The 26,329-nt window shown below is 61.8% G+C and carries 19 protein-coding genes and 1 tRNA gene; 13 read left to right on the forward strand and 7 right to left on the reverse strand.

Going from position 1 to position 26,329, the window contains the following annotated elements:
- The first annotated feature begins 51 nt into the window (after window positions 1-51).
- The 6 genes from M3G14_RS04585 to M3G14_RS04610 all read left to right on the forward strand — a co-directional run bounded on the left by M3G14_RS04585 (window position 52) and on the right by M3G14_RS04610 (window position 8,743).
- The gene (locus tag M3G14_RS04585) at window positions 52-3,141 is read left to right on the forward strand and encodes a DEAD/DEAH box helicase (RefSeq protein WP_259924992.1); all 3,090 of its coding nucleotides are present in this window, start codon (window positions 52-54) and stop codon (window positions 3,139-3,141) included.
- A complete protein-coding gene (locus M3G14_RS04590; RefSeq protein WP_259924994.1) occupies window positions 3,141-3,956 on the forward strand; it encodes an SWIM zinc finger family protein in 816 nt (271 codons plus the stop codon). Before M3G14_RS04585 ends, M3G14_RS04590 begins: the two co-directional genes overlap by 1 nt.
- A gap of 58 nt (window positions 3,957-4,014) precedes the next feature.
- Window positions 4,015-5,166 carry a metallophosphoesterase gene (locus tag M3G14_RS04595; protein ID WP_259924996.1) on the forward strand — a complete coding sequence of 384 codons (1,152 nt, stop codon included), beginning with the start codon at window positions 4,015-4,017 and terminating at the stop codon, window positions 5,164-5,166.
- A gap of 3 nt (window positions 5,167-5,169) precedes the next feature.
- Complete coding sequence (locus tag M3G14_RS04600) at window positions 5,170-7,830, forward strand: AAA family ATPase (RefSeq protein ID WP_259924997.1); 2,661 nt, start codon at window positions 5,170-5,172, stop codon at window positions 7,828-7,830.
- Window positions 7,831-7,890: 60 nt separating this feature from the next.
- Window positions 7,891-8,403: a MarR family winged helix-turn-helix transcriptional regulator gene (locus M3G14_RS04605; RefSeq protein ID WP_259924998.1), complete on the forward strand. Its 513-nt coding sequence runs from the start codon at window positions 7,891-7,893 to the stop codon at window positions 8,401-8,403.
- Window positions 8,404-8,524: 121 nt separating this feature from the next.
- Window positions 8,525-8,743 (forward strand): PspC domain-containing protein, encoded by a 219-nt coding sequence (locus tag M3G14_RS04610; RefSeq protein WP_259925000.1) that lies wholly within the window; start codon window positions 8,525-8,527, stop codon window positions 8,741-8,743.
- Between the two features lie 54 nt (window positions 8,744-8,797).
- On the opposite strand, the gene M3G14_RS04615 is transcribed toward M3G14_RS04610, so the two are convergent.
- Window positions 8,798-9,301: a hypothetical protein gene (locus M3G14_RS04615; protein ID WP_259925001.1), complete on the reverse strand. Its 504-nt coding sequence runs from the start codon at window positions 9,299-9,301 to the stop codon at window positions 8,798-8,800.
- A gap of 561 nt (window positions 9,302-9,862) precedes the next feature.
- Here M3G14_RS04615 and M3G14_RS04620 point away from each other — a divergent pair.
- On the forward strand, window positions 9,863-10,750 hold the full coding sequence (locus M3G14_RS04620; RefSeq protein ID WP_259925002.1) for a hypothetical protein: 888 nt from the start codon (window positions 9,863-9,865) through the stop codon (window positions 10,748-10,750).
- A 218-nt stretch (window positions 10,751-10,968) separates the two neighbouring features.
- On the opposite strand, the gene M3G14_RS04625 is transcribed toward M3G14_RS04620, so the two are convergent.
- Window positions 10,969-11,316 (reverse strand): helix-turn-helix transcriptional regulator, encoded by a 348-nt coding sequence (locus M3G14_RS04625; protein ID WP_259925004.1) that lies wholly within the window; start codon window positions 11,314-11,316, stop codon window positions 10,969-10,971.
- A gap of 82 nt (window positions 11,317-11,398) precedes the next feature.
- Between M3G14_RS04625 and arsB the strand changes: the two genes are divergently transcribed.
- The 6 genes from arsB to M3G14_RS04655 all read left to right on the forward strand — a co-directional run bounded on the left by arsB (window position 11,399) and on the right by M3G14_RS04655 (window position 21,300).
- On the forward strand, window positions 11,399-12,478 hold the full coding sequence (gene arsB / locus M3G14_RS04630; protein WP_259925005.1) for an ACR3 family arsenite efflux transporter: 1,080 nt from the start codon (window positions 11,399-11,401) through the stop codon (window positions 12,476-12,478).
- Window positions 12,479-12,487: 9 nt separating this feature from the next.
- Window positions 12,488-12,895 carry a low molecular weight phosphatase family protein gene (locus tag M3G14_RS04635; RefSeq protein ID WP_259925006.1) on the forward strand — a complete coding sequence of 136 codons (408 nt, stop codon included), beginning with the start codon at window positions 12,488-12,490 and terminating at the stop codon, window positions 12,893-12,895.
- Between the two features lie 389 nt (window positions 12,896-13,284).
- Window positions 13,285-14,547, forward strand: coding sequence for a helix-turn-helix domain-containing protein (locus M3G14_RS04640; RefSeq protein WP_259925007.1), 1,263 nt, complete (start codon window positions 13,285-13,287; stop codon window positions 14,545-14,547).
- Between the two features lie 546 nt (window positions 14,548-15,093).
- On the forward strand, window positions 15,094-17,028 hold the full coding sequence (locus M3G14_RS04645) for a class I SAM-dependent DNA methyltransferase (protein WP_259925008.1): 1,935 nt from the start codon (window positions 15,094-15,096) through the stop codon (window positions 17,026-17,028).
- Between the two features lie 137 nt (window positions 17,029-17,165).
- Window positions 17,166-18,218, forward strand: a complete 1,053-nt coding sequence (locus M3G14_RS04650; RefSeq protein WP_259925010.1) for a restriction endonuclease subunit S — start codon at window positions 17,166-17,168, stop codon at window positions 18,216-18,218.
- Complete coding sequence (locus M3G14_RS04655) at window positions 18,211-21,300, forward strand: type I restriction endonuclease subunit R (RefSeq protein ID WP_259925011.1); 3,090 nt, start codon at window positions 18,211-18,213, stop codon at window positions 21,298-21,300. Before M3G14_RS04650 ends, M3G14_RS04655 begins: the two co-directional genes overlap by 8 nt.
- 497 nt (window positions 21,301-21,797) lie before the next feature.
- Here M3G14_RS04655 and M3G14_RS04660 read toward each other — a convergent pair whose 3' ends face one another.
- The 5 genes from M3G14_RS04660 to M3G14_RS04680 form a co-directional block, all read right to left on the reverse strand.
- On the reverse strand, window positions 21,798-22,292 hold the full coding sequence (locus M3G14_RS04660) for a PIN domain-containing protein (RefSeq protein ID WP_259925014.1): 495 nt from the start codon (window positions 22,290-22,292) through the stop codon (window positions 21,798-21,800).
- A 3-nt stretch (window positions 22,293-22,295) separates the two neighbouring features.
- Window positions 22,296-23,090: a hypothetical protein gene (locus M3G14_RS04665; RefSeq protein ID WP_259925015.1), complete on the reverse strand. Its 795-nt coding sequence runs from the start codon at window positions 23,088-23,090 to the stop codon at window positions 22,296-22,298.
- A 666-nt stretch (window positions 23,091-23,756) separates the two neighbouring features.
- Window positions 23,757-23,830, reverse strand: a tRNA-Arg gene (locus M3G14_RS04670).
- A gap of 294 nt (window positions 23,831-24,124) precedes the next feature.
- The gene (locus M3G14_RS04675) at window positions 24,125-24,778 is read right to left on the reverse strand and encodes an LUD domain-containing protein (RefSeq protein WP_239244314.1); all 654 of its coding nucleotides are present in this window, start codon (window positions 24,776-24,778) and stop codon (window positions 24,125-24,127) included.
- 2 nt (window positions 24,779-24,780) lie between these two features.
- On the reverse strand, window positions 24,781-26,322 hold the full coding sequence (locus M3G14_RS04680; RefSeq protein ID WP_396122195.1) for a LutB/LldF family L-lactate oxidation iron-sulfur protein: 1,542 nt from the start codon (window positions 26,320-26,322) through the stop codon (window positions 24,781-24,783).
- Between the last annotated feature and the right edge of the window lie 7 nt (window positions 26,323-26,329).

The following is a 26,329-nucleotide window of genomic DNA, read 5'->3' on the forward strand; positions in this document are numbered from 1 at the left end:
GGCGGGATCCAATCAGATGCGGGAATTTTTGGCAGTGGTATAAGGGTGGGTATGCCTCAATACCTGCTCCACGGACTTTGGTTGCCGGAGTCCGGGCTCAACATCTGGGTTGAGCAGGTCTCCGGTCACCGGGTGGTCACCTTCGCGGATGTGCCCGAGGGCACGTTCCCGCCGCTGGTCGCCGAGCTGTTGGCGGGCAATCACTTCCGCGGCCGCGCGCCGATCACTCTGCAGACCCCGAAGGGCAAGCAGGTCACGCTGCGCGCCCCCACGGCCACCTTTTCGCCCGCGCGCACCGTTGCGGCTTTAGCCAAGCTTTCGCTTCTCGACGCCCACCAGCGCGATACAATCGCGCCCGACCTTGTCTGGCTGATCCACGCCTACCAGGGCCTTGCCCAGTTCGTGCGCGCCGGGCGCGTGTCCATCCACGTACCGAAGCGGGACGCGCACTTCTACGCGCAGTTCAAGCTGGGCACCGGGGTGAAAGAGCGCGGTTGGCTCGCGCAGATGGTGGCGGCGGCGCCGGGGGTGCTTGTGCTCAATGACCCGAATATCAGCGAGGATATGGCGCAGACGCTCACGCACTGGATCGCCACCGCCCGGCTTCACGAGTTGGAGGTGCCCGCGCGGGTGCGGCCGTATCCGTGGCACGACTTTGTGGCCTCGCTGGTCTTCGGTACACCGCTGCGTCGGGGTGGCGCGTCGCTGGTGTCCAAGATCAATGACTGGAGCGGTTCGATCACCGCGGTGAACCTCCAGCTGGTCTTTCTCGTCGAGGCGCCCGAGGACGAGCCGGAGGACGCGGAGTCGGCCGAGTCGGCCGAAGCTACCGGCGAGCTCACGTGGCCGGTGCGCGTGCAGGTGCGCGCGGGCACGGATGCGCCGCGGCCGGTGCGTCAGTCGGACTACGACGCGCAGACGTCGCAAACCTTGCGCGATGCTTTGCAACGTGCCATCGATATCAGCGAGCTGGTGGATTACCGCCGCCACGGCGGTGTGCGCGACATGCGCAGCGGCGACTGGGACTGCTACCTCTCCACCGAGGAGATCGTGCGCTTTGTGGAAACGGAGGCGGCGAAGCTGCAGCGCGAAGGGTTTACCGTCATGCTGCCGAAGGCCTGGTCGCGGGCGGTGACCTCGGCGAAGTTGAAGGTGAGCAAGCCGGACAACCCCTACGATTCCTCCACGGTGACCCGGATCGGCTTCGACCAGCTGGTGCAGTACGACTGGCGGGTCTCGGTGGGCGATACCGAGCTGACAGACGCGGAGATGAAGGAGCTTATCAACTCCAAGACGGGCCTGGTGAAGCTGCGCGGTCAGTGGGTGCTGGCCAACGGGAAGGACCTGTCGCGTACCCGCCAGTACATGAAGAAGCTGCAGCGCAGCGCCCTCGAGGAGGCGAAGGCGGAGGTCGATCGGGCGGCAAAGCTCGCCGAACTTGCCGAGGCCGCCGGCTCTGACGACGCGGAAGCGCTGCGCGAGGCGGCCAACGAAGCGCAGCGACACTACGACACGCTGCTGCACGACGAGGGTGAGGGCGTGGTCTCCGCTGCGGAGTTGCGCCAGCTCGCGCTCGAGTCGCTGGCCGAGGAGCCGATCGAGTTTACGGGCTCGACCTGGTTTACCTCGCTGGTGGGCGGGCAGGACCGCCCCGCGCCGGAGCGGGTGGCAATCCCGGATACGGTGCACGCGCACCTGCGCGAGTACCAGCGCCGCGGCGTGGATTGGCTCGACTACATGTCGCGCAACAATTTAGGGGCCGTGCTTGCCGACGACATGGGGCTGGGCAAAACGCTTCAACTGCTGACCCTGCTCGCAGTCGAGCGTGAGGCCGGGCGAGTCCAAGGCCCGACGCTGGTGGTCGCGCCGACCTCGGTGGTGGGCAACTGGGCGCGCGAGGCAGCCCGCTTCGTGCCCGATTTGGACGTGGTGGTCCACCACGGCGCAGGCCGCGCGAAGGGGAAGCAGCTTGTAGACAAGCTCTCGCAGGCAGACCTGGTGATTACCTCCTATGGCGTGGTGGGCCGCGATGCGCGTGAGCTGGCCTTGGTGCAGTGGGACCATGTGGTTTGTGACGAGGCACAGGCGATTAAGAATGCGGGCACGCAGGCGTCGAAAAGCGTGCGGGCAATACCCGCACGACACCGCATTGCGCTGACCGGCACCCCGATTGAAAATAAGCTGGCGGAGCTGCGCAGCCTGCTGGATTGGGTGAATCCGGGGATGCTGGGCTCGCAGGCCTTTTTCCGCAACCATTTCGCCAAGGCGATTGAGTCGCGGCGCGACGAAGCGCTGGCCGATGAGATGGGGCAGCGGCTCCAGCGGCTGACCGCGCCCTTTATTCTGCGGCGGGTGAAAACGGATGCCGCGATTATCGACGACCTGCCGGAAAAGCGCGAGCACGTCATCGCCGTCGACATGACCGACGAACAGGCGGCGCTGTATACCGCGCTGGTCAACGACACGACGCAGGAGCTTGAGCGGCGCGAGGGCATGGCGCGGCGCGGGCTCGTGCTGGCCACGATCACGCGCATTAAGCAGGTGTGTAACCACCCCGCGCACTTCCTCGGCGACGGCTCGCCGGTGACCGTGCAGGGCACACACCGCTCCGGCAAGGTGGCCAAGCTGATGGACCTGCTTTTCCAGGCGGTGGAGCAGGACGAGCGGGTGCTGATCTTTACCCAGTACAAGGCTTTCGGCGACCTGCTGCAGCCCTACCTGTCGGACCAGCTCGGCGAGATGATTCCCTTCCTGCACGGCGGGGTGGGCAAATCGGCGCGCGACGCGATGGTGGAACGCTTCCAGCGCGACGACGGGCCGCGCGCGATGATTCTGAGCCTGAAGGCGGGCGGCACCGGGCTGAATCTGACGGCGGCGTCAGTGGTGGTGCACATGGACCGCTGGTGGAACCCCGCGGTGGAAAACCAGGCCACCGACCGCGCCTTCCGCATCGGGCAGCGCAGGGACGTGACCGTGTACAAGATGATTACCAAGGGCACGATGGAGGAATCCATCCAGGACATTCTCGACGGCAAGATGCAGCTCGCCGGCACGGTCGTCGGCGAAGGCGAGGGCTGGATCACCGAGCTAGACACCGAAGATCTGTCGCGTCTGATTAGCTACCGAGGGAGGCAGGAGTGATGGCAGAGAAGAAGCGCCCGCGGGAGGGCAACGTCATTTACGCCAACTTTGGGCAGCGCAAGCGCGTGTCCTCGGCCTCCGAGACTGGCGAGCGGGTAATGGCGGCGCGCGCGATGAACCAGCCCGCAATGCGGATGGTCAACGCGGCGGTGCGGCAAACGGATCTCGGCCGGGCGACGCGCGGGCGAGAGTACGCCGCCGGCGGGCACGTTCATGACCTGCACTTCGACCGCGCGCGGATTACTGCCTCGGTGGTGGGCAGCCAGAACTACCCCTTCGAGGTCTCGATCCTCTTGCCGTTTCGCTCAGCAGGGGAGGTCCGCGAGGCGATCGGCGAGCTCGCCCGCGAGGCCGGCGCGGTTGACCGGGCGCTGAAGGGCGACATCCGCGACCGCGTGCTCGACGTGTTGCTCTTCGCCGCACCGGATGAGGTGTATTTCTCCTGCACCTGCCCCGACAGCGCGCGGGTGTGCAAGCACGTCGTGGCGGTGGCGCAGCAGGCCGCGGAGAAGCTGGACTCGACGCCCTCGCTGGTGTTCAGCGTGCGGGATGTGACGATCGCTCGTCTGGAGCAGGTCGTGCGCGAGGAAGCGGCCTCCATTGCGCACGAGAGCACGGTTCCTGGCTCCGAGTATTTTTGGACGGGCCGCGATCTGCCTGACCTGCCGAACCCAAAGATCGCGCCGATGATCGAGGACTCCGACATGGACCTGCTGCAGACCGCGATGCAGTCCATCTCTTTTACCAACATCGACCAGATGCGCGCGGTGGCCGACATTGAGGAGCTCTACGAGGACCTCACGCGCGAGGACTAGAACAGTTGTGCGAGTGTGGCCGGGCGTGTGTGAGGTCGGCCTGGTAGATGTAAAAGGCATGACGAAAACTACATTCATCCACAGTTCCGATCTGCAGATCGGGATGACCCGAAAATTCTTAAGCCCGGAGGCACAGTCGCGCTTCGACGAGGCACGCGAGCGCTCCATCGACGCGCTCGGCACTCTCGCAGCCGAGCGTGGCGCCGCCTTTATCGTGATCGCCGGCGACGTGTTCGAGCACAACGCCTTAGAACAGCGCACGCTCGGCCGCGCGCTTGAGGCACTGCGCCGCTTACCCGTGCCCGTCTACTTACTGCCAGGCAACCACGACCCGCTGGTGGCCGATTCGATTTTTCGCCACACCGAGGACATCCCCAATGTCACAGTGCTTGCCGACGAGGCACCGGTCGAGGCCGCCGCAGGAGTCGAGGTAGTCGGCGCGCCGCTGTTGACTAAGCACCCCTCCGAGGACCTTTGCGCCCGCGTGGTGCGCGGGCTCGAGCCCACCGACAACGTACGCATTTTAGTTGGCCACGGCCAGGTCCAGGGCTTTGGCAAGGAAGGCACTGAGGCGCTGATTCAGCTCGACGTGTTAGAAGACGCGCTGGACCGTGGGGTGGTTGACTACGTCGCGCTGGGGGATTCGCACTCGACTGCGTCTTTAGGGACGAGCGGGCAGGTGTGGTTTTCCGGGGCACCCGAGACCACCAACTTTGCCGAGCACACCGGCCCAGAGATCGGCGGCGAGGCCGACTCCGGCAACGCGCTGGTCGTAGAGATAGACAAACAGGACGGGCGCGCACAGGTGCAGGTGGATAAGGTCCGCACCGGCACCTGGACCTTTGATGCGCTGTTTTGGGAGGTCGCTGACGCGGACGACGTCGACGCTGTGATTGCCCAGCTGCGGGAGTACCCGGACAAAGACCGCACCGTGATCAAGTACACGTTCACCGGCACCCTCGGGCTGGAGGCTACCCGCACCCTGGAGCGGGAACTGGGCGAGCTCGAGCCGGTCTTCGCCGCGCTGTACCCGCGCGAGCGGCTCATGGACCTCCACCTCGAGCCGGGGGAAGACGAGCTGGACAACCTCCCTCTGAGCGGTTTTGCCAACCAGGCCATGCACGAACTCATCGGCCAGGCCACCGCGGGCGACGCCACCGCCCGCGACGCGGTCAACCTGTTGTTCCGACTCTCCCAGGAGGCGAACTAGCCCATGCGCATCCACTCCCTGACCATCACGAACTTCCGCGCTATCGAGCACCTCGAGCTTAAAGAGCTGCCCGAGACCGGCGTGATCATCGTCCACGGCCCCAACGAGGCAGGCAAGTCCACCATCCTGGAAGGCATCGACCTGGTGCTCAACGAGCGCTACTCCGCCAAGGGCAAAAAGATTGCCAAGTACGCCCCGGCGAACAAGGACGTCGGCCCGGAGGTGGAGCTTTCCGCCACCGTGGGAGAGGTGGAGTTCACCGTGCGCAAGCGCTGGCTGAAATCACCCCAGGCGGAACTTACCGTGCGCGCGCCGCGCCGGGAGAACTTCACCGGCCGCAACGCCGACGACGAGCTCACCCGCATCCTGGATGAGCACCTCGACCGCACCCTGATGGAGACGCTGTTTCTGCGCCAGGGCGAGCTCGACCCGGCCGTGCAGGCCGCCGGCGTGCCCACGATCGCCACCGCGCTCGACGAGGGCGAGGGTCCCGGCGACTCCGGCGCGGAAGACACCCAGCTCATGCAGGACGTGGACGCGGAATACGCCAAGTACTGGACCAACGCCGCAAACCCGAAGCCGAAGGCGGGCTTTAAGAAACTCGCGACGGATGTGGAACAGGCCCGCGAGGAGTACGAGGCGCGTGTAGCCGACGTCGAGAGCCTGAGTCGCTACGTCGACGAAGTCGCCCGCCGCGAAGAGGAGATCGCGCAGGTCGACGCCGAACTGCCCGGGGCAGAGGAGGCGTTGGCGGAACGCGAGCAGGAGGCTAAGGCGGCAGAAGAACTGGCGGAAAAGCTCGGGCAGGCGAACGCGAAGCGCGAGCAGGCGAACAACGAGCTCACGCGCGCGGAGCAGGACCTCGAGACGCGTACCGCGCTGGCTGAACGCGTCGCAGTGCTACGCAAGGAGGAGTCGGACCTTCGCGCGTCGTTGGAGCCTGCGCGCAAGGAAGCGGAGAACGAGGAGACACACGTCGCGCAGCTGCGTGAGGACCTGGCACAGGCCAAGGAAGCCGTGTCCGCTGCTCGCGGCGAGGTGAAAGAGGCCGAGCATCGCCGCGACTTCGCGCGCGCCACGCAGCGTTTTGCCACGGTTAAGGCGCACCTGAAGCGCGTGAACGAGGCGGAGAGGGCGTACCGTGAAGCGCTCGATGCGACACCGACAAAAGAGGTCACGGACGCCGATGTGCGCGCGGCAGAGACCGCGGAAAACGAGGTCGCGCTGCAGCGCAAGCTACGCGACGCGGCCTCGTCCAAGGTGGAGCTTACCGGTAAGGACGGCACGGTCACCGTCGACGGTGAGCCGCTGGATGTGCACGCCACCGCATCTACGGAAGTCAACGTCTTCGATGGCACCCGGATCGACATCGAAGGCTTTCAGCTGACCTACCGCGCCGCCCAAGGCGCCCAGGACCCGCGCGAGGCGGTCCGCGAGGCGGAAGCGGCGCTCGCCGAGCTGCTCGAGGCCGCCAGCTGCGAGAGCCTCGAAGAGCTGCGTGACCTGCGCGATGCGCACAAGGCGCAGGCCGCCGAGGTGGAGGCCGCGCGCCGCCGACGCGAGGACGTACTCGCCGGTGCCGACCGTGAGGAACTCGCCTCGGAGCGGGAGCGCCTCGCCGCAACTCTCGAGGAGCTCGCCGAGGCGCTGGGTGTGGATGACAAGGCCGAGAGCATCGACGAGGCGGAAGCCGAAAACGCGGTCAAGGACGCCCACACCGCACTCGGTGCGGCCGAGCGTGAGGTGGAGCAGGCGGAGGCGGCCCTGAAGCCCTACGCGGAGCTCAAGGCGGCGAAGGCGCTCGCGGTGTTGGAGGCGCGCGTGGAGGCCAAGGCCACCGAGGCAGCAGGCGCGGACAAGGAGTTCGCAGCTGCGGAAGAGGCACAGCCACGCGAGGCGCTCGAAGCCGCGCACAAGGAGGCAGAATCCGCGCTTGAAACAGCGACGCAGGAGGCGGACACGCTCGCAACCGCGGCTGACGAAGCCGACGTGGAGCTTGCCCACACACTTCTCGGGGCGGAGCAGGCGCGCGTCGCGAACATGCAGCAGCGCAAGAACGAGGCGACCATCCGCATTACCGAGCTGCGTGGCCGCATCGAGCAAGCCACCGGCGCCGCCGAGCAGGCCGACAAGGCAGAGGCGCGTCTGGAGAAGGCGGAAACTGAGTTGGCGAAGGCCACCCGCCGCGCCGAAGCGATCAAGCTGCTGCGTACCACGCTCTATGCCTGCCGCGAGGAGGCCCGCGCGAAGTACACCGCGCCCTTCAACGCGGCCATCCGCAAGCGCGCCCGCGTCATCTACGGCAAGGACGTCGACTTCAACTTCGGCGAAGGGCTGCAGATTACGGACCGCTCGCTTGGCGACGTCACCGTGCCCCTCGATTCGCTATCCGGCGGCGCCAAAGAACAGCTCGCCCTACTCACACGCTTCGCCATCGCGGACCTAGTTACCGAAAGCGGAGAGACAGCGCCGGTGCCGGTGGTCGTGGACGACGCGCTCGGAGCCACCGACCCAGAGCGACTCGCGCTGATGAATACGCTGTTTACCCAGGCGGGCAAGAACGCGCAGGTGCTCGTGCTGACGTGCTTCCCGCAGCGCTTCGACCGCGTCGCCGCAGCAAAGACGGTGCATATTGATGAGCTGAAGCATGCAGACGAGCAGTGAGAGGTTTTACCTAAGGCATTCATTTCAGGCACCGTGACACATCCACTAAGGTAAGTACGCATGACACATGATCCTCGCTGGCTCAACGATGATGAGCAGGAACTCTGGCGGCTCATGCTTGCGGCGAGCAGAAAGATCTCGCGTGTAATCGACGACACGCTGCAGGCCGAGTCCGATCTTTCTTCATCGGAGTTCGCCGTGCTCGTGAGCCTATCCGAAGCCGAGGAACACGCGCTCCGCCTCCGCGACCTCTGCAACGCCCTGGACTGGGACCGCTCGCGGACCTCGCACCAGGTCACCCGCATGGAAAAACGCGGACTCGTGACTAAGGAGAAAAGCCCCGGGGATGCCCGCGGCGTACTCGTCTGCCTCACTGACGAGGGGATGCGCCGGCTCGAGGCGGCCGCCCCGGAGCACGTGGAAAGCGTGCGTCGCCTCGTGTTCGATCACATGGACCCGGAGACTGCTGCGCCGCTGCGCGCGTTTTTCACCAGCGTCTTGGGCGTGACCAATGTGCCGGGGCACGCGGATTACCGTGGCGCACAGCCAATGACGGACTCTTCGCACCGCTGACCCCTAGGGGTGAAAGATCAGGGTAGAGATCCGGGGAAACCCCGTTGTCGGCGTATGCGTTTTTCCGTTTAATGGGAACCGTACACACCACAGCGGCACATAAGGAAGGGGAGTCACCGAGATGACTTACCAGAACTACGACCCGAACAACGCACCGAAGCGCCTGACCCGTTCCATGACGGACAAGATGATCGGCGGTGTCTGCGGCGGATTCGCCCAGTACTTCAACATCGACCCGGTGATCGTGCGCGTGATCGCTGTCTTCCTGCTCCTGTTCGGTATCTTCCCGATGTTCCTGGCATACCTTGCGGCCTGGGCTATCATGCCGGCGGAGTTCTAGCGGGCACTACGCAGACAGGGCCAGCCACGTGGAGGTGGCTGGCCCTTTTGACGTTTATTGCGGCGGTTGGGGCTGGTGCTCGACAATGTTGAGGCGAGATGTCCAGCCGCCGTAGTCGGTAACAGGACCAACGGAGACGTGGACTGAGTTGTCGTCGTATACGCCGCAGCCCAGGTAGCGCTGATCGCTTCCTATTGCACAAGAAATCTCGTAGGTTTCCTTGGTAATGGGGCTGGCTACCGTAAGCTCAGCGCCGTATGCGCCATTGATGTCTGGGCGGAGCTGCCGCCACCGGTACTCGGCGTTGATGCCCGCCTCGTACATCGCGCCGGCGAACTCGCATGAGGTTGCGTCCCCAGCGCTTAAGGTAAGCCCATCTGCGGTCGTGCCGCAGTCGCCGCCGATCTGGCCAGGGTTGATGGTGTATCTAGCAGTCTGAGCAGGGGAAGGGGGTGCTACTTCCTGTGTTTCCTTCTCTTCGCTCTCTGGCTGCTTCTCGACGGGATCTTGCTGTTCTTCCGGTGCCGGGGAATCAGTCGGCGTCGTCGTCTGCGTCACCGTGATGGTTTCGGGTTGCTCTTGAGATCCTGTATCACTGCTGCATCCGCTCAAAATAAGGCAGGGGATTGCAACAAGCGTGAGGGCAGGGGAGATTCGCATATTCTGAGCGTAGCGTATCTGCTGGCCGGTAGTTGTATGTGTTTGACATGTAAACGGTGGGCGGTAGCGTACACGAAAATCTAGTGTGAGGGGTGACACACGTCGGGTGATGAGGGAGAAGCACACGCAATTCGCAATGTGCCGCTCAGACCTCACGTGGCTGATAGCGGCGGCGCTCCGCGGCGCGTAAACCATGACAGGTCCTAAGGATCGACGATGCTCAAAAGACTATTTCGAAAACCCCTCGCCACATGTGCGCTCGGTGTTTGTGCCCTTGCGGCTACTTCGTGCACGCACGAGAGCACTGCGCCCTCGCCTGACTCCACTTCGTGGCAGTGGGGCGGGATCGCTCGCGCCGTCTCGGCCGCCCCTTCCGCAGACAACCACAACTATGTGTTTGGGGCGAACCCGGATGAGGCGGGATCTCTCGCGGAGCTTGCATCGGTGTACAACCCATCGATGCAAAAACTCGGCGAGGGCTTTGTTGCTCCGGATAGGGACCAGCTCGTTGTGTTTGATTCGCAGTTCAAGAGACACCACGTGAGACCGGTTGCGGATCTGGGACTGCCGACTCAGTCAACGTCAGCTGGATCGGCAAACGCTGAAACAGCAGTTTTCGTTTTCAACGAAAGCGGGAACTCGAGCGCGTACGCGAGCCGCATCGTCATTGCCACCGAGGGTGCGACAAGCGTGGTCACGCGGGATATGCGGCCGGTTGCGCTGAGGGCGTGCGATGACAAGACAGCGGTCTGGCTAGAACGCGATGAAGATGACGGCAGTGGACTCGCGATTGTGCGGATGGGCGAAAGCGGGCTGCTGTCCGAAGCACTTATCGACGGCGGCCCGTCCGGCGTCGTCGCGTCGGAATTCTTCTCCGCCCTCGGATGTGGGGAAGAGATCTCCTACATTGCATTTCCCGATGATGCTGGCGGCGCAGATGTGTTTGCTGTCGATGACGATAGCGCGCAACACGAAGGGAATCTGGATTCGCTGCCTGAACCGGGGCTCAACAGGTCCTCTCGCTACAGGCAAGGCAACGTGTCGTTCGTTTCCGACCACGGCACCGTGACGGAAGTAGACCTGGAGAACCAGGTTACGAGGGAATCTGAGCCGCTCATTGGCGCGGATCGACGGGTCGTGTCTGTCACCGTCGACGGTGAGCAAGCACATGTGGTCACTCAGCCGAGAGACGGCGCGGAAAGCCTCCGTGTGCATTCCTTTTCGTTTGCAGATCCCCGCGTTGATGCGGAAGGGAAACGTATTGCAAAGCTCAGCGAACTTACGCGCCGTGGGGGTTCAGGCGGGGCGTATGTGATCCCGATGTCGGTTTTTCCGTTTGATGGATAGAGACAACGGCCTCCTGCGAGGCTCCGGTTTGGGTCTTGCACGCATCGGAACCGAGGTGGACGGTTTGGTCACGGCGACGTGCTCTTGGCTTGGGCGTGCTCATTCCGTTCTGCAACGCACGCATCCATAGCGACGCCTCTTCCGGTAAGCCAACATGTCCGAAGTCACGACATAGTTGATACTGCGTGCCGGGGAGAGGGGTCCTGAGGGTAGGCATCTCAGCCGATTTGCAGCACGGCGCGAAGTTCCTCGAACAGCTTCGGGCGCAGCCGGTGTATGACCGTCCTGCCCTGGCGGCTCTTTTCTACGAGACCGGCCTCGGTAAGCTTTTTGAGGTGGTGGGAGACGGTCGGTTGGCTTAGCCCAGAGCGTTGCGTGAGTTCGCCCACGCTCATCGGCTCGCAGCCCTCTTCGGCGATCCTGGAGAGAAGTTGTAGTCGCCCGGGGTCCGCCAAAACTTTGAACAGGTCCGCGTAACGCGTCGCGTCGTCTTCGGAGAGCAATCCGGAGCCCAGCGAGCAGCAGTCGAGGCCAGTGTTTTCTGTGGCGGTGACGTAGTTGTTCATGCTTCCTATCATGTCATATTGACAGTGATGAATATGCCGCTTAGGGTTCGCATTGATTGCTGTCAATAGACAAGGATTCTAGATGGAAGACACAACCTCTCAGCCAGTAGAGCGTATGTCATTTCTTGACCGCTTCCTACCGGTGTGGATCATGCTCGCCATGGCGGCGGGCCTCGCCCTCGGTCGGGCGGTACCGGGCCTTTCGGGCGCACTCGATCGCCTCGAAGTCGGAAGCATCTCGCTTCCGATCGCGCTCGGCCTTCTGGTGATGATGTACCCGCCCTTGGCCAAGGTGCGCTACGACAAGACCCGCGAGATTGCCACCGACAAACGGTTAATGACCGTCTCAATCATCTTGAACTGGATTGTCGGTCCCACGTTCATGTTTGCGCTCGCCTGGATCTTCCTGCCGGACGCCCCGGAGCTGCGCACCGGTTTGGTCATCGTCGGTCTTGCTCGCTGCATCGCCATGGTGTTGGTGTGGTCCGATCTCGCCTGCGCCGACCGTGAAGCTACCGCGGTCTTAGTGGCCATCAACTCGGTGTTCCAAGTGGTCATGTTCGGTGTGTTGGGCTGGTTCTACCTGCAAATCCTGCCGAGCTGGTTGGGGTTGGAGACCACCTCGGTGGAGTTTTCCTTCTGGGCGATCGTGTCCTCCGTGCTGGTCTTTTTGGGCATCCCGCTGTTGGCCGGGCTGCTGTCTCGCATCATTGGCGAGCGCACCAAGGGCCGCGACTGGTACGAAAACACCTTCCTGCCCCGGATCTCTCCGCTCGCGCTGATCGGTCTGCTGTACACAATCGTCCTGCTCTTCTCGTTGCAAGGCGACCAGATTCTCTCTCAGCCGTGGACGGTGGCGCGGGTGGCGATCCCGCTGCTGTGCTACTTCGTCGGCATGTTCATTGTTGCGCTCGTGGTAGCCAAACTGTCCGGTATGGACTACGCCCAGTCGGCCTCAGTGGCATTCACGGCCGCTGGTAACAACTTTGAGTTGGCCATCGCAGTGGCCATCGGCACCTTCGGCGCCACCTCCGCCCAGGCGCTGGCGGGCACCATCGGGCCGCTTATCGAGATCCCCGTCCTCGTCGGCCTGGTCTACCTCATGCGGGGGATTGGCCCGAAATTGTTCCCGGGTGACCCAACCCTGCCCAGATTGTCCTAAGGAGACGTTGTGAAGCCCTCAGTCTTGTTTGTGTGCGTCGGCAACGGCGGAAAGTCCCAGATGGCGGCGGCGCTCGCCGAGAAGTATGCGGGTAGCCGGATTGGCATCCACTCCGCTGGCACGAAACCTGGCACGTCGCTGAACCAGGAATCGGTCGAGGCGATCGCAGAGGCTGGCGCCGACATGTCGCACGGCACGCCCAAACCCATCGATCCGGAACTGCTGTGCAGCGTTGATCGCGTCGTGGTGCTCGGCGAAGACGCGCAGGTGGAAATACCCGACGACGCCCGCGGCACGCTGGAGCGCTGGCGCACCGACGAACCGTCGCTCCGCGGCGTCGAAGGCATGCAGCGCATGCGCCTCGTACGCGACGACATTGACACTCGCGTGCGCTCGCTTATCGACGAACTCCTGTAGCAGACCTCTAATACGCTGGGATCATCGGGATTCGCTGCTTATTGCGGAACCTCGTCGCCTGTGTGCGTGCCGGCGACGTGCCGCGGTAGTGGGTGGTGGAGGGGGAGGTTGCGTACTTCGGATTACTGGACGGTTTTCGGGAGCGTTGCTTCTCGATCCTCACACTGCCGCATTGTGGCACGAATGACACGGATGTGCTTTGCGAGTGGTTGTTTGGCGACGATGCACCACGCGAGACGTGCCACAGTAGGCATTCTGGCTCATCTCCTTATGCGGGTGAGGTACCCATACACAAACCATCAGACACTCTCGCAGTTTCTTGTCGCGGTATGGAGTCGGCCAAACACATCGAGCTCATTTTTTCGAGAGCGGTAGCTACGCTGGGGTACATGTTCACTTCACTCCACCGAGCTCTGGGTCTATCCGCAGGTCCTATTACTGACGAGATGGTTACTCAAACCGTCACGAACAGCATCCCGGAGTCCGAGTCTCTGGACTTCAAACGTTCGCTGCCCCCAAAGGAGTCGCTCGTCCAATCAGATGTGAAGAAGGACTTGGCGGCCATGGCCAATTATGGAGGTGGCGTGCTCGTCTACGGTGTGACGGACAATAACAGTCAGGCGGGCGATCGCTACGACATCGGCGAAGTTGATGACAACTACATCCAGGCGTACAAGCGTGTTGCCTACAACCATGTCACGCCCCCACTCCACAACGTTGAGCTCATTCCCCTCGGTTCGGAGGACGGCCCAAGAGCCCTAGTGGTCGTAGTTCCGACAAGTCAGCAAGTTCCTCACATGCTCTTTGACAAGGACAGGAAGTTTCGTGTCCCGGTTCGCCATGGGGCGGACACCGGCTGGCTTTCTGAGTCGGAGATTGCCCGTCTTTACCAGCAGCGGTTTGCAACATCCCGAAAACAGCGCGAGATGCTGTTGGACCTCTATGAACGGACCAACGACATGGCTGCATCAGATGGTTACTGGGCAGTAGCCGTCGCGCGGCCCGCCACGGAGACCGTGACGGACTCTATGGAGAGCCGGAATGTGACCCAATTTATGAACCGACTGGTGAATCAACGGGAAAATCTATTGGACTACTCTCGCCCCGAGACTCCGTTTGGTGCATACTTCCAAAACACCTATCCACGCCGAGGGTTTCGTAGCTGGCGGTACGTCTCATTGGCGGACGAAACGAAGCGTCCGGAGTCGTACCTAGGTTTCCACGATGACGGCTCGGTATCCGCATTGGTGAGACTGCCGGTGACAGAGGAAAATGGAGTGGCGATTGCTGCGTTCTTTATCGAGGCGTTCGTGGCCGACTTTATGCTCGCCACCCGCGGCATGAGTAAACGAAATGGCAGTGGCGCATATGATCTGAGGGTCGGGATTGAGTGGGAATGTAGTGAGCCGCTGCGCCTGCACAGGCCGCATGAGTTCGCTACCTTCCCCCCACTGCCCGTGTCGAGATTTATTCCGGTTGACGCGACGGTCGATTTCTCGGATGACGGCGTCTTCTTCGATCATGTCGAGGCGATTGGTCAGGACTGTCTCAATCAGGCAGGCATTGTCTCGCTCAACGTCATCCCGCGTGGGCGCGAGCGCTTTGCCCAAGTTCTGGAGTGGTTCCCGGACCAGCTCAGTTCCGAGGAATAATTAGTCAGCTAATACTTACACCTTGTGGGGTTGGTTGGCACTGCTCTTCGAATTAGCTGCGCAATTCCGGGAGCTTCAGGACGAGTTTTCTAGGCGTTGTACAAAGCCACGAGCGGTCCCCATCCATTCTTCGTGGCCTTCGTCCATAAGTGGCTTGTCGCCATTTGCCCGAGAGGTTACGAGGGGATCTGAGCCGCTCATTGGCGCGGATGGACGGACCGTGTCTGTAACCGTCGACGGTGGGCAAGCACATGTGGTCACTCAGCCGAGAGACGGTGGGAAAGCCTCCGCGTGCATGCATTCCTCTTCGTTTGCAGATCCCCGCGTTGATGCGGAAGGGGACCGTCTTGCAAAGCTCAGCGAACTTACGCGCCGTGGGGCTTCAGGCGGGGCGTAGGTGATCCCGATGTCGATCTTTCCCTTTGGCGGATAAGGGCAATGGCCTCCTGGGCAACTCCGACTTACGCGTGTCCCGGGAACTTTTGCTCCCGTGCCGTTTACCGTGGATACATCACGCTTTACCTGCCTACAAGGAGGCACACCCGCATGAGCACAGCGGAACTCAATCAATCCGTCGTGTGGAACACCGCAGACCGATTCTTGCGGTCCATTGTCGAACCGGAGGACTACGGCGACTACATCTTGCCGATGACGGTGCTGCGCCGTCTCGAATGTATCCTCGCGCCGACAAAAGACGAGGTCCTCGACCTCGTCTGGGGTCTGAAAGAGGAGGGCGTGAGCGACGAGATGATTGACTGGGAGGTGCAGAACCGATTCGGTCTGTCCTTCTATAGCTCCTCGCGGCTCGACTTGACCACCATTGCGAAAACCGACGACCACGTCTACGAGGCACTCATGGACTATGTCGGCGCTTTTTCGGCCTCCGTGCGCGACGTCTGGGACGCCTTTGATTTCGCGGTGAAGATGAAAACGCTCGACACCGCGAACCGTCTGTGGCCGGTCGTGAAGCACTTTTCGACCATCGACATGAGCATGGAGGCGCTGCCCGACGCCCAGATGGGCGACCTGTTCGAGCACGTCATGTATAAGGCGTTCAACACGAAGGGGAAGGCAGCGGGCGCTTTCTACACCCCGCGTGACGCTATCCGTCTCATGGTGGACATCTTGTTCGCCTCCGATGACGTGGGGCTGACCTCCGACGGCGCCTCGCGTACCGTCTACGACCCCACGGCGGGTACCGGCGGCATGTTGCTCGTCGCCGAGCGTGCGCTGAAAGAACTCAACCCCGACATCGAGGTTGTGCTCGCGGGCCAGGAACTTATGCCGACCGGGTATGCGATTGGCAAGGCGGACCTGCTTATCCAGGGCGGTGAGCCGGACGCCATCCGCCACGGCGATACGCTGCTGACCGACCTCTACGAGGGCGAGCAGTTCGAGTACATCTTGTCCAACCCTCCGTTCGGCTCGGACTGGGAGGTGCAGCAGAAGTCGGTGAAAGAGCAGGCCAAGGTGCCCGGCTCGCGCTTTAGCCACGGCCTGCCGAGCAAGGACGACGGCCAAATGCTGTTCCTGTCTCACGTCGCGGCGAAACTCATGCCCGCGGGCGAAAATGGGTCTGGCGGCCGCGGCGCCGTGGTCTCCAACGGGTCGCCCTTGTTCACCGGCGGGCCCGGCTCCGGCCCCGACCAGATTCGCGCGTGGCTACTCGAAAACGACCTGGTAGACGCGATTATTCAACTCCCCACCAACATGTTCTACGGCACCGGGATTAGCACCTACGTCTGGATTCTCGACACGAACAAGGAGGAGCATCGCAAGGGCTTTGTGCAGTTAATCGACGCCTCCGAGTGTTGGTCTGTCCCGGACAAGGGCCTGGGCGATAAGCGCCGCGAGATGAAGGAGCCCGACCGTAAGCAGGTACTCCGGGCGTACGCGGCGTTCGAGGACTCCGCGATGTCGAGGGTGCTCGCGCCGAACGACCTGGGTTTCAGGGACGTGAAGGTGACCAAGCAGGCCCGGCTGCGCGTCGAGGTCACCCCGGAGACGGTGGCGACGGTGCTCGCGCACAAGTCCGCAGTCCCGGAGCACGCCGACGTCCTGGACGACGTGAAGAGCGTGGCGTTTAACGACTTGCCAGAGGCGATGAAGGTGGCTGCGAAAACCTACGGGGTGAAAATGCCCGCCGGTGTTATCGACGCCGCGTTAAAGGCCGTCGGTGTGCCGGACGAGACCGCGGAACCCGCGGTGGACCGCAAGGGCAGCCCGGTGCTTGACCCGGCGTTTACGATGACCGAGCGTATCCCGCTGACCGAAGACGTCGACGAGCACATGGCGCGCGAGGTCCTCCCATTCGCACCCGATGTGACCTGGGACGAGGCCGCGGCGAAGGTCGGCTACGAGATTCCGTTTAAGCGGGTGTTCTACACCCCGGAGCCGGTTCGTCCGTTGGAGGAGATTGACGCTGATGTGTCTGTGGTGATGGGGCGTCTGGCCGAGAAGTTTGCGGAGGTGCGGGAGTGATCACCAGTTATCGAACCTGGGCGGGACGTGTCCCGTCTAGTTGGGGTGTAATTCCAGCCGGGGTCGGATTTTCCGAGTCAAAGGAACTCGCCAGACCAGACGACCCACATCTCACCCCGTCGCAAAACTACGGCGTCGTGACGCAGGACGAGTACCGGGATATTACCGGTCATCAACTCGTGAAGAACACAAAGTCTGCCGCCAATATGAAGCACGTCGAACCCGACGACTTCATCATCAGTATGGCGAGTCACCTGTCCGGGTTGGAACGAAGCCCGGTAGCAGGAAAGGTAAGCGGTGACTACCGTGTTCTGCGACCAAGTCCGTTGTACTCACCGGATTACTTGGGTCATTTAATGAAGTCGCGCGATGTTATTCAAAACCTAAGTCTCTTGACAACCGAGATTCGGGTGGGACAGAGAATTAGTTTTGACCGGTTCTCCCTTCTAGACCTACCGCTGCCACCGCTCGAAACCCAGCGCGCCATTGCGGACTACCTCGACCGCGAGACCGCCGAAATCGACGCCATGAGCGCCGACCTGGACGAGATGGAGGCGCTGCTCACGGAGCGGCGAAACGCGGGGTTCTCCCGCGCATTGAATCGGGCAAGAAACCTCGGGGTCGCTGTACCTAACGTTCGAGTGAAGTTCCTTTGTGGCATCGGTACTGGTTACGGCGACACCCAGGACGCAACGGAGGACGGTGAGTATCCCTTCTACGTAAGGTCGAACAACATTTTACGTTCGTCCGGTTGGGACATAGAGGGGCCAGCCGTGCTCACCGCCGGGGACGGTGCGGGTGTGGGAAAGGTATTCCACTATGCAGAGGGGAGGATGAAAGTCCATCAGCGTGTCTATGCACTTACCAACTTTAGAGGTGTCAATCCGCGCTATTTCTTTGAGGCATTTACCCGGATTTTTCCCGACACGGTGCTTTACGGGGGCGCGAGTTCTACCGTTGCGTCCCTCCGTATGCACATGCTGGCCGACCTAGAACTTCCACTTCCTCCGCTCGAAGAACAACTCCGCATTGCCGACGAGATTGACCGCGAGACCGCCGAGATTGACGCCATGCTCGCCGACATCACCGAACTGCGCGACCTGCTCGCCGAGCGCCGCACCGCCGTCATTGCTGCCGCCGTGACCGGCCAAATCGACGTCCCCACCACCCAGGAGACCAACAATGGTTAAGCCAAGTATCACCAGCGAACACGCGCACGAAACCGCCATCTGCAACGCGCTTTCCGAGCGCGGATGGACTTTCGAGGAGGACAAGAAGGACGACGGGTGGGACCGCAGGCTTGCGCTCTACCCAGCCGACGTCCTGGAATGGCTGTCCACCCAGTACCCGGACGAGTATGAAAAGGCAGTCCCGGCGGACGCGACCGAACCCAGCCGCCAGGTAGCCGAGCGCAAACTCCTGGAGTACATCGCAGACCGCCTCGAAACGAGGACTCGCAAGGACCCGCAGACGGGACGAACCCTTGGCGGGCTGCTCGGCACCCTGCGCGAGGGCCTCAAGTACGCCCAGGTGGGAGCGCGCTCCGCGTCCTTCGGCCCAATGGTGGCGTTCCCACCGGCGAACCCGCTGGTGAAAACAGCGACTGAACGAGCCGAGAAGAATATCCTGCGTGTGCTCCGCCAGGTTCACTTCGACCCAAAGACGAACGAGACCGTCGACCTCGTGCTCACGGTCAACGGTATCCCGGTCGTCACGATGGAACTGAAAACCGACCACACCCAGTCGGTCGCCCAGGCGCGCAAGCAGTACCGCGAGGACCGTATCCCCAGCACCGCGCGCCGTCTCCTGCTACCGGGGCGGTGCCTGGTCCACTTCGCCGTCTCCAACGCGGAAGTCTACATGACCACCGCACTCAAGGGCGCAGACACCTACTTCCTGCCGTTCAACCGCGGCGTCGACGGCGGCGCGGGAAACCCGCCGATTCCGGGCAAGTCGGAGACCTCCTACCTGTGGGAGGACGTGCTGGAGCGCGAAGCCTTCCTGCGCATTTTGCGCGACTTTGCCGTGTGGGAGCCTGACGCAACACCGAAGCGGGGAACGCCTGGCGGCAAACTCATCTTCCCGCGATACCACCAACTCCGCGCTGTCGAGCGCGTCACCAGGGACGTGACGCAGCGGGGACCCGGTGGGCGTTACCTTATCGAGCACTCCGCGGGCTCCGGCAAGACCAAAACCATCGCGTGGCTCGCTCACCGACTTATCCGGCATGTGGGACCCGACGGCGAGAAAACGTTTGACTCGGTCATCGTGATTACCGACCGCACGGCGCTCGATACCAATATCCGCCAGGACATGCAGATGATGGACGCCTCGCTGGGGCTGGTGGTCTCGGTCGGCGAGAACTCCGGGGCCAAGTCACCGCAACTGCGCAAGGCCATTGAGGACGGCGACCACATCGTTACCTGCACGTTGCAGACGTTCCCGCATGTGCTGAAACTGCTCGACGAAACCGACGAACTCGCTGGGCGTCGGTGGTGCGTTATTGCAGACGAGGCCCACTCCTCCCAGACCGGGTCGAGCGCGTCCGCGCTGCGCGAACTGCTCACGGACGTCGAACTTGACGAGGACGAGGAGTACACAGCCGACGACCTTTTGGAACTGCGGCAGGAGGCCATAGCGGTCGCGGCGAACCTCACGTTCATCGCGCTCACGGCCACCCCCAAGGGCAAGACGCTGCGCCTGTTCGGTACCGAAACCCCGGACGGGCATTACGTGGCGTTCGATACCTACCCGATGGGGCAGGCCATTCAGGAGGGGTTCATTCTCGACGTGCTCGGCAACTACTCGACCTACCAGATGTGGGCCGAGGTGCGCGACGAGTTGGGACGAACCGAGGAGGTGGACCAGTCGGCAGCAGTGACCGACATGGTGCGCTTCGTCCGGCTCCACCCAACCTCGATTGCGCAAAAGGTGGAGGTGGTCATCGAGCACTTCCGCCGCAATGTTGCGCACCATCTCGGCGGGGAGGCCCGCGCGATGGTCGTGACCTCCTCGCGCAAGGCCGCGGTGCGGTGGTCCGACGAGATGAACAAGTACATCGCGGCCCGGGGATACGACTTCCGCTCGCTGGTGGCGTTCTCTGACGCGGTGCGCGTCGACGAGGATTCCGAACCGGTCACCGAGGTCCAACTCAACGGGGTCTCGGACGTTGAGCAGGCGTTTAAGAACGATGATTTCGACTACCGCGTCATCATTGTGGCGAATAAGTTCCAGACCGGTTTCAACGAGCCGAGGCTGTGCGCGATGTACGTGGACAAGCAACTCTCCGGTGTCACCACCGTGCAAACGCTTTCACGTCTCAACCGCATTTTCCCTGGTAAACCCACGCCGATGGTGGTTGATTTTGTCAACGACCCGGACTTAATCGTCAAGGACTTCCGGCGCTACTACGAGGGCGCGGAGATTGACACCGACATCGACCCGAACTCCCTTCACACGCTTGGGGACGAACTCGACACCGCCGGGTTCTACACGCCCGACGAGATGGAGAAGGTCGCCCAGGCGTACATGGCGGGGTCTGATTCGGAGGCGTTGCGCGGTGCCGCCGGTGACATCATCAAACGATGGCGCACGCGGCGCGACTCCGGAAAGGAGGGACGTGAGGCCGCGCGGGACTTCAAGGCCAACGCGGAGAAGTACCGGCACGCCTACGAGTTCCTAAGCCAGATTGTCGCGTACGCCGACGCGGAGGTATCCAAGCGCGCCATGCTCGCGGCGGTGTTGGAGCGCAATCTCCACTTATCCGAACACGACGACGAGGACGAGGACTTCATCACCGGAATCTCGCTCGCCGGTGTGGCGATTACCCAGGGCGAGACGGAGGTTGACCGTTCGCTTACCGAGGGCGGCGGCGAGGCGTTGAAAGTACCGACGTTCGAGGTCGCACTCGGTGGGGACTCGACCCCGCTGCGTGCGGCGTTCGACGAGGCGGTGGAGAAGGTCAACGACATCTTTTCGTTGGCCGGTGTCGATGTGACCTCTGGCGAGACTGCGCAGATGATTGTCGCGGCGTGGGGCACGTTGTCGGAGCAGACGGAGGCCCGAAAACTGGGACGGACCAACAACAAGGAACAGTTGAAGCGGTCCAAAAAGTTCCAGGGTGAGGCGACGCGGGCGATTTTCTCCGGTATCGAGGAGCGCAAGCAGCGCGACGCGCTGCTTTCGAGCGACCGTGACGTGCTGCGCGGGGTCATCGGTGCGTTGGCGGAACTCATGGCGGCGGCGAAGGAGATGGGGGAGTTGGACGAGTAGCCATGAGTCCGCGGCACGCAGACTCGTGCATCTAAAGATAAAGACGAAGCAGACCTGCAAGCCTTGCGATTCGTGCAGGTAAAGGATCCGTTTGTTGGGAATTTGAAAAGTTTCCCCGGGGCTTCACGGATCCTCATGACTGACCAGTTAAATGGAGTTCGAAGCTACATCCAGCCCGGTTAACGACCGATTGCCACCACCCTCAATTACACAATATCCGTTAATTCGCCGTGTTAGGGGTTCGTGCTGCTGCCGCTGTGACGCACTTGTTACGGCCTGTATGGTGACCTCCACTTTCTTGACGCTGCCTTAAGTGATCACTAGCTCGTGGCACACAAAAGAGCGTGCGGCGATTTTGTGGGTAGAGGGCACCTCGGGGGATAGTGGTGGGACACCCGTCGCGGCTGCCGCTTGCACGGTGATGCGATCACGGGAAAGGCTCCTCCGCTGGCAACTTGATCATCATTGTGGGCTGCCTGGGGTGTGCGTGGTTTGTTCTAGCAGAGGTCAATCCGAGTTTGTACTGGTTCTGGTGGCGGTAGTGGTGGAGGCTCTGCAACAGTAATGTGGTCTATCCCTTGAGCATTCTTTATGAGTTGGGCGTCGTGGGTGTACAAGAAATCGCACTCTGCTTCAACAGCCGAAGCCAGGATTGTTGCATCTGGTGGCTTCAGTAGATAGCGATTGCAATAGTCCTGAGCCCGCAACATCACTCTTCGGTTCACTTCAACCCAGAGTGCACCGCAGCTATCGAAATACTCTTTAGCCGAGTCGATGTAACGGTTGCTTACAGGAGCTATGTTAGATCCGTTACGCATGGAGGGGGTCCCGACGGTTTCGATACCTACAAAAGTGGGGAGAACTAATTGAACATCAGGGCTGTTTAGAACTGCCTGTGTGCGATCGTTCAAATCGTCATCCTGATCCAGAAAAATGCTCACCAGTAAGTTAGTGTCGACAGCGACGCGTAAGACGGGTTTGTTTGACAGCATCTCTTACTTTCGTTTCCAGTTCACTTCGTCGTAGCCTTCGACGCGTATTGCAGCCATCATGCTCTCGGTTGTGGCACCTTCGTTGGCGAGGTCCCGCCAAATTCCCCTGGGGTTGATCTTATGGGCTGGGCGATTAAGCGACTCAACTGATTTCGCGTCGATTTCTTCCGCTCGGTGAGATTCTGGATGCCGAGTTAGGATTCCAGAGATCTCGACCTCTTGTCGCAAGTGGCTACGGACCTCTTCGTCTAGATCTTCCTTGAAATTAACCTTGACTTCGTTGCCGGATAACGACTCCCGCAACTTTGCAACCAAACCTCTCTGGGTTACGTGGTAACTGTATAGCTCGCCAATGACAGAGCCGATGGTGATGGCGGTTCTGTCAAGCGTCTCATTCACCGCAGAAATCAACTCCGGATCTAGAGGGGTTCTTGTCGATTGATTCGATTGTAATAGTTCAACTGATTCCACCCCAGCGCGTTTCGACAGTTGTGCCAAATCGCGGACAATCTTAGCCTCTCTAGAGGTCCAGCCAGATGGCATTGTCCTCTGTGAGCGGATGTGCTCTATGCCAGTCGATATACGAGCGGAGAGGTGGCCGGAAACTAGGACTCCGGTGACCGAGCTTCCTTCTTCCAGTTTCCCCATTTTGATTGGAGAACCCTCTGGGCTGAGACCTGCGACCAGCTTCCGCAAAAGATCTAAGCCTCTTATTACGGTCGTGGCGTCGATAGAGTTAAGATCTCCATTCAACTTTAAATCCAAGCTCAAATCGTTAGATACTGCTTTGTGGTTCATGCTCACCTCCTTTGGTCACTGACTGCCGACTATATAGTGGCTAGCTGACATTCACTTCATGAAGAATCGAACGCATGGGCGAATCTGTTGAATATGTCTAAGTTAGATATTATCCCTTATCGGCGGCATACTGCGGATCAATTCGTTTCATTCCTCCACTTAGAGTTTGGCTCGAGCTTTTTACATTGTGGGTACAGGAATGACGCGGAGGTTTTTGAAGATCTTAAACAGAACCGATGTCTCGGGAAACAAAAATCGAGGCACCGGTTTGTCGTGTATGTCGCGACATAGTTGACACCAACCAGCCACCGCGTGGCGCAAAGCCAGTCGGGGATCAGTCAGGCAAGACACCAGGCGGCCTTAGCAGCTTGCAGCGCACGATTCGACACATGGCGAGCGCCTGAGGCCCCGCCACCGGCGCATGATCGCATCCCGCGCAAGCGTCAGCGAAACCTGCACCGAGCACTACATGACACACCCCGCAGTTACCCCAAAAACCATCCTGGCGAAAAGGCCACCCCCCACTGGCCTAAAACAAAACCGGCACCTCGGAGAAACAAAAACCGAGGCACCGGTTTGTCCACCATGTCGCGACTGAGTTGTCAACTATGTCGCGACTGATGACAACAGTGTCCCCGACAGTGTCCCCGACAGTGTCCCCGACAGTGTCCCCGACAGGACTCGAACCTGCGACCTTCGGTACCGGAAACCGATGCTCTAATCCACTGAGCTACGGAGACATCGTTGCACTTCTTCCGCGGAAGTGTCCGCATGTGAAGACAACAGGATAGAGCGTAGCACCCGCCGGTGGTGGGGAGTTAATCGGTGTGTAGGTGGCGTCGAGAAGCGAGCGTGGCGCGGGGGAGTCCGGGAGTTCCTAGACACATCCATGGGTTGGGCCAGGGAGTTTTCACGGATTTGCAGGGCTGGTATCGCATGATGATTGTGCGCCTTTGAGGAGGCGTGACACGGGAAACAATGACAGCAAAGTGGCCGGTACCAAACTCGGTACCGGCCACTTTGTGTGTGCAGTATTAGTGGACGACCATCACGATCAAATCGCGGGGGCCGTGCACGCCCTCGACGCGGACCAGCTCGATGTCGGAGGTCGCGGAACCACCGGAAATCATGGTGGCCGGCTTCTCCGGATCGATGCGGCTGATCATCTCAGGCACGCCGTAGACCAGGGAATCCGGGCGCACGATCACCACGTGGCGATCGGGCACGAGCGACAGCGCGCGGCGGCCGCACACATCACCGGACTCGAGCACGATTGAGCCCGTCTGGGCGGAGGTCACCTTGGAGTCGGTGACGACGGCACCGACGTCGCCAAGCTCGCGCGGGTCTGCGGCCGGGTCATCGGCGCGGGAGGAGCCGTCGAACTCGGCGAAGAGCGACTCGTCCAGACCGGGGGCGTAGACGATGTCCTTGGCGCCGCGCTCGGCGAGGATCTTGGCAATGTTGCTTGCCAGATCCGCCTCGGAGGTCTCCACCACGGTGGCCTTGTAGTCCAGCAGGCGATCGACGAGGATCTCGCGCAGTTGCTCAGGGGTGTGGTCCGAGGAGGTGTTGTACTCGCGGACCGGCTCGACGTAGGCGGGCGCGTTGGAGAGCTTCTGCGCATTGCGGATGCGGGTCAGGATCTCCTTCTTCGCGTCCGCGTTACGGGAGGAAACATTGGCTGCCATGATTACTTATCCTCTCCGGTGTTTGGGTCGACAAAGTCGGTCTTGTTGGCCTCGGAATCGCGGCCGGGTACGCCGCGCTTGCGCTCTGCGGCGAGCAGGTCGCGCGCTTCATCCGTCTCCCACCACTGGCGGAAGGACTTCTTCGGCGGGACTGCAACGTCGCGGTAGTCGGTCCAGCCATTGATCGGCGCAGGCATCGAGGAGATCTCGCCCTTGAAGCCGCCAAGTACGCGGCCGAGCGCGACCATGCGCACTGCCTTGTCCCAGAGCTTCGGCTTGCCCCACATCATGGCGATCAGGCCGAAGGCCTTGGATTCGAGCGGCGGGTTGTGCTGCTCCACCTTCTGGTGGCGCATCTCCAACAGGATGTCGGTGATCGGGATCTTCACCGGGCACACCTCGTTGCAGCGCCCGCACAGCGAAGAGGCGTACGGCAGCGAGGAGTTCGGGTCGTTGAGGTCCTCCATGCCCGTCAGCTGCGGGGTGAGGATCGCACCGATCGGGCCCGGGTAGGTCGAACCGTAGGAGTGGCCGCCGGCGCGCTCGTAGACCGGGCATACGTTCAGACAGGCCGAGCAGCGAATGCACTTGAGCGCTTCGCGGCCGATCTCGTTCGACAGTGCGGCGGTACGGCCGTTATCCAGCAGGACGATGTGGAAGTTCTGTGGGCCATCGCCCTCGGTGACACCGGACCACAGGGAGGTGTACGGGTTCATGCGCTCACCGGTGGAGGAGCGCGGCAGCAGCTGCAGGAAGACCTCCAGGTCCTGGAAGGTGGGCAGCAGCTTCTCAATGCCCATGACAGAAATCAGGGTCTCCGGCATGGTCAGGCACATGCGCCCGTTGCCCTCGGATTCCACGATGGACACCGTGCCGGTCTCCGCGACACCGAAGTTCACGCCCGAGATGGCCACCTTCGCCTTCATGAACTGCTCGCGCAGGTACTGGCGGGCAGCCTCGGCTAGCTCGGCCGGGTCGGTGGTCAACGACTCGTCCGTGTTCGGCATCTTGTCGACGAAGATATTGCGGATCTCGGAGCGGTTGCGGTGAATCGCCGGCACCAGAATGTGGGAGGGGAAGTCCTCGCCCAGCTGCACGATCAGCTCGGCCAGGTCGGTCTCCTGCGCGGTGATGCCGCGCTTTTCCAGCTCCTCGTTCAGTGCGATTTCCTGGGTGGCCATCGACTTGATCTTGACCACGTCGGTCTCGCCGGTCTCCTCGATGAGTCCTGCGATGATCTCGTTGGCCTCTTTCGCGTCGCGCGCCCAGTGGACATGGCCACCGCGGGCGGTGACGTTGCGCTCGAACTCCTCGAGCAGCTCGGGCATCCGCGCGCCGACGTCTTGCTTGATCGAGGAGCCGGCGTTGCGCAGCTGCTGCCAGTCATCCAGCTCGTCGACAACGTTCTGGCGCTTCACGCGAATCGCAGTGGTGGCGTAATTCAGGTTGCGGCGCTTGGTGACGTTGTCGAGCTCGTGGTGTGCAGCCTTTTGGAACTTCTCGCTGCCACGCAGATGGTTCGGGCCCTTCGCGTGGGGCGGCATTTGGGGT

Origin of the sequence: Corynebacterium sp. p3-SID1056 (assembly GCF_025152525.1) — a bacterium.
Lineage (GTDB): Bacteria > Actinomycetota > Actinomycetes > Mycobacteriales > Mycobacteriaceae > Corynebacterium.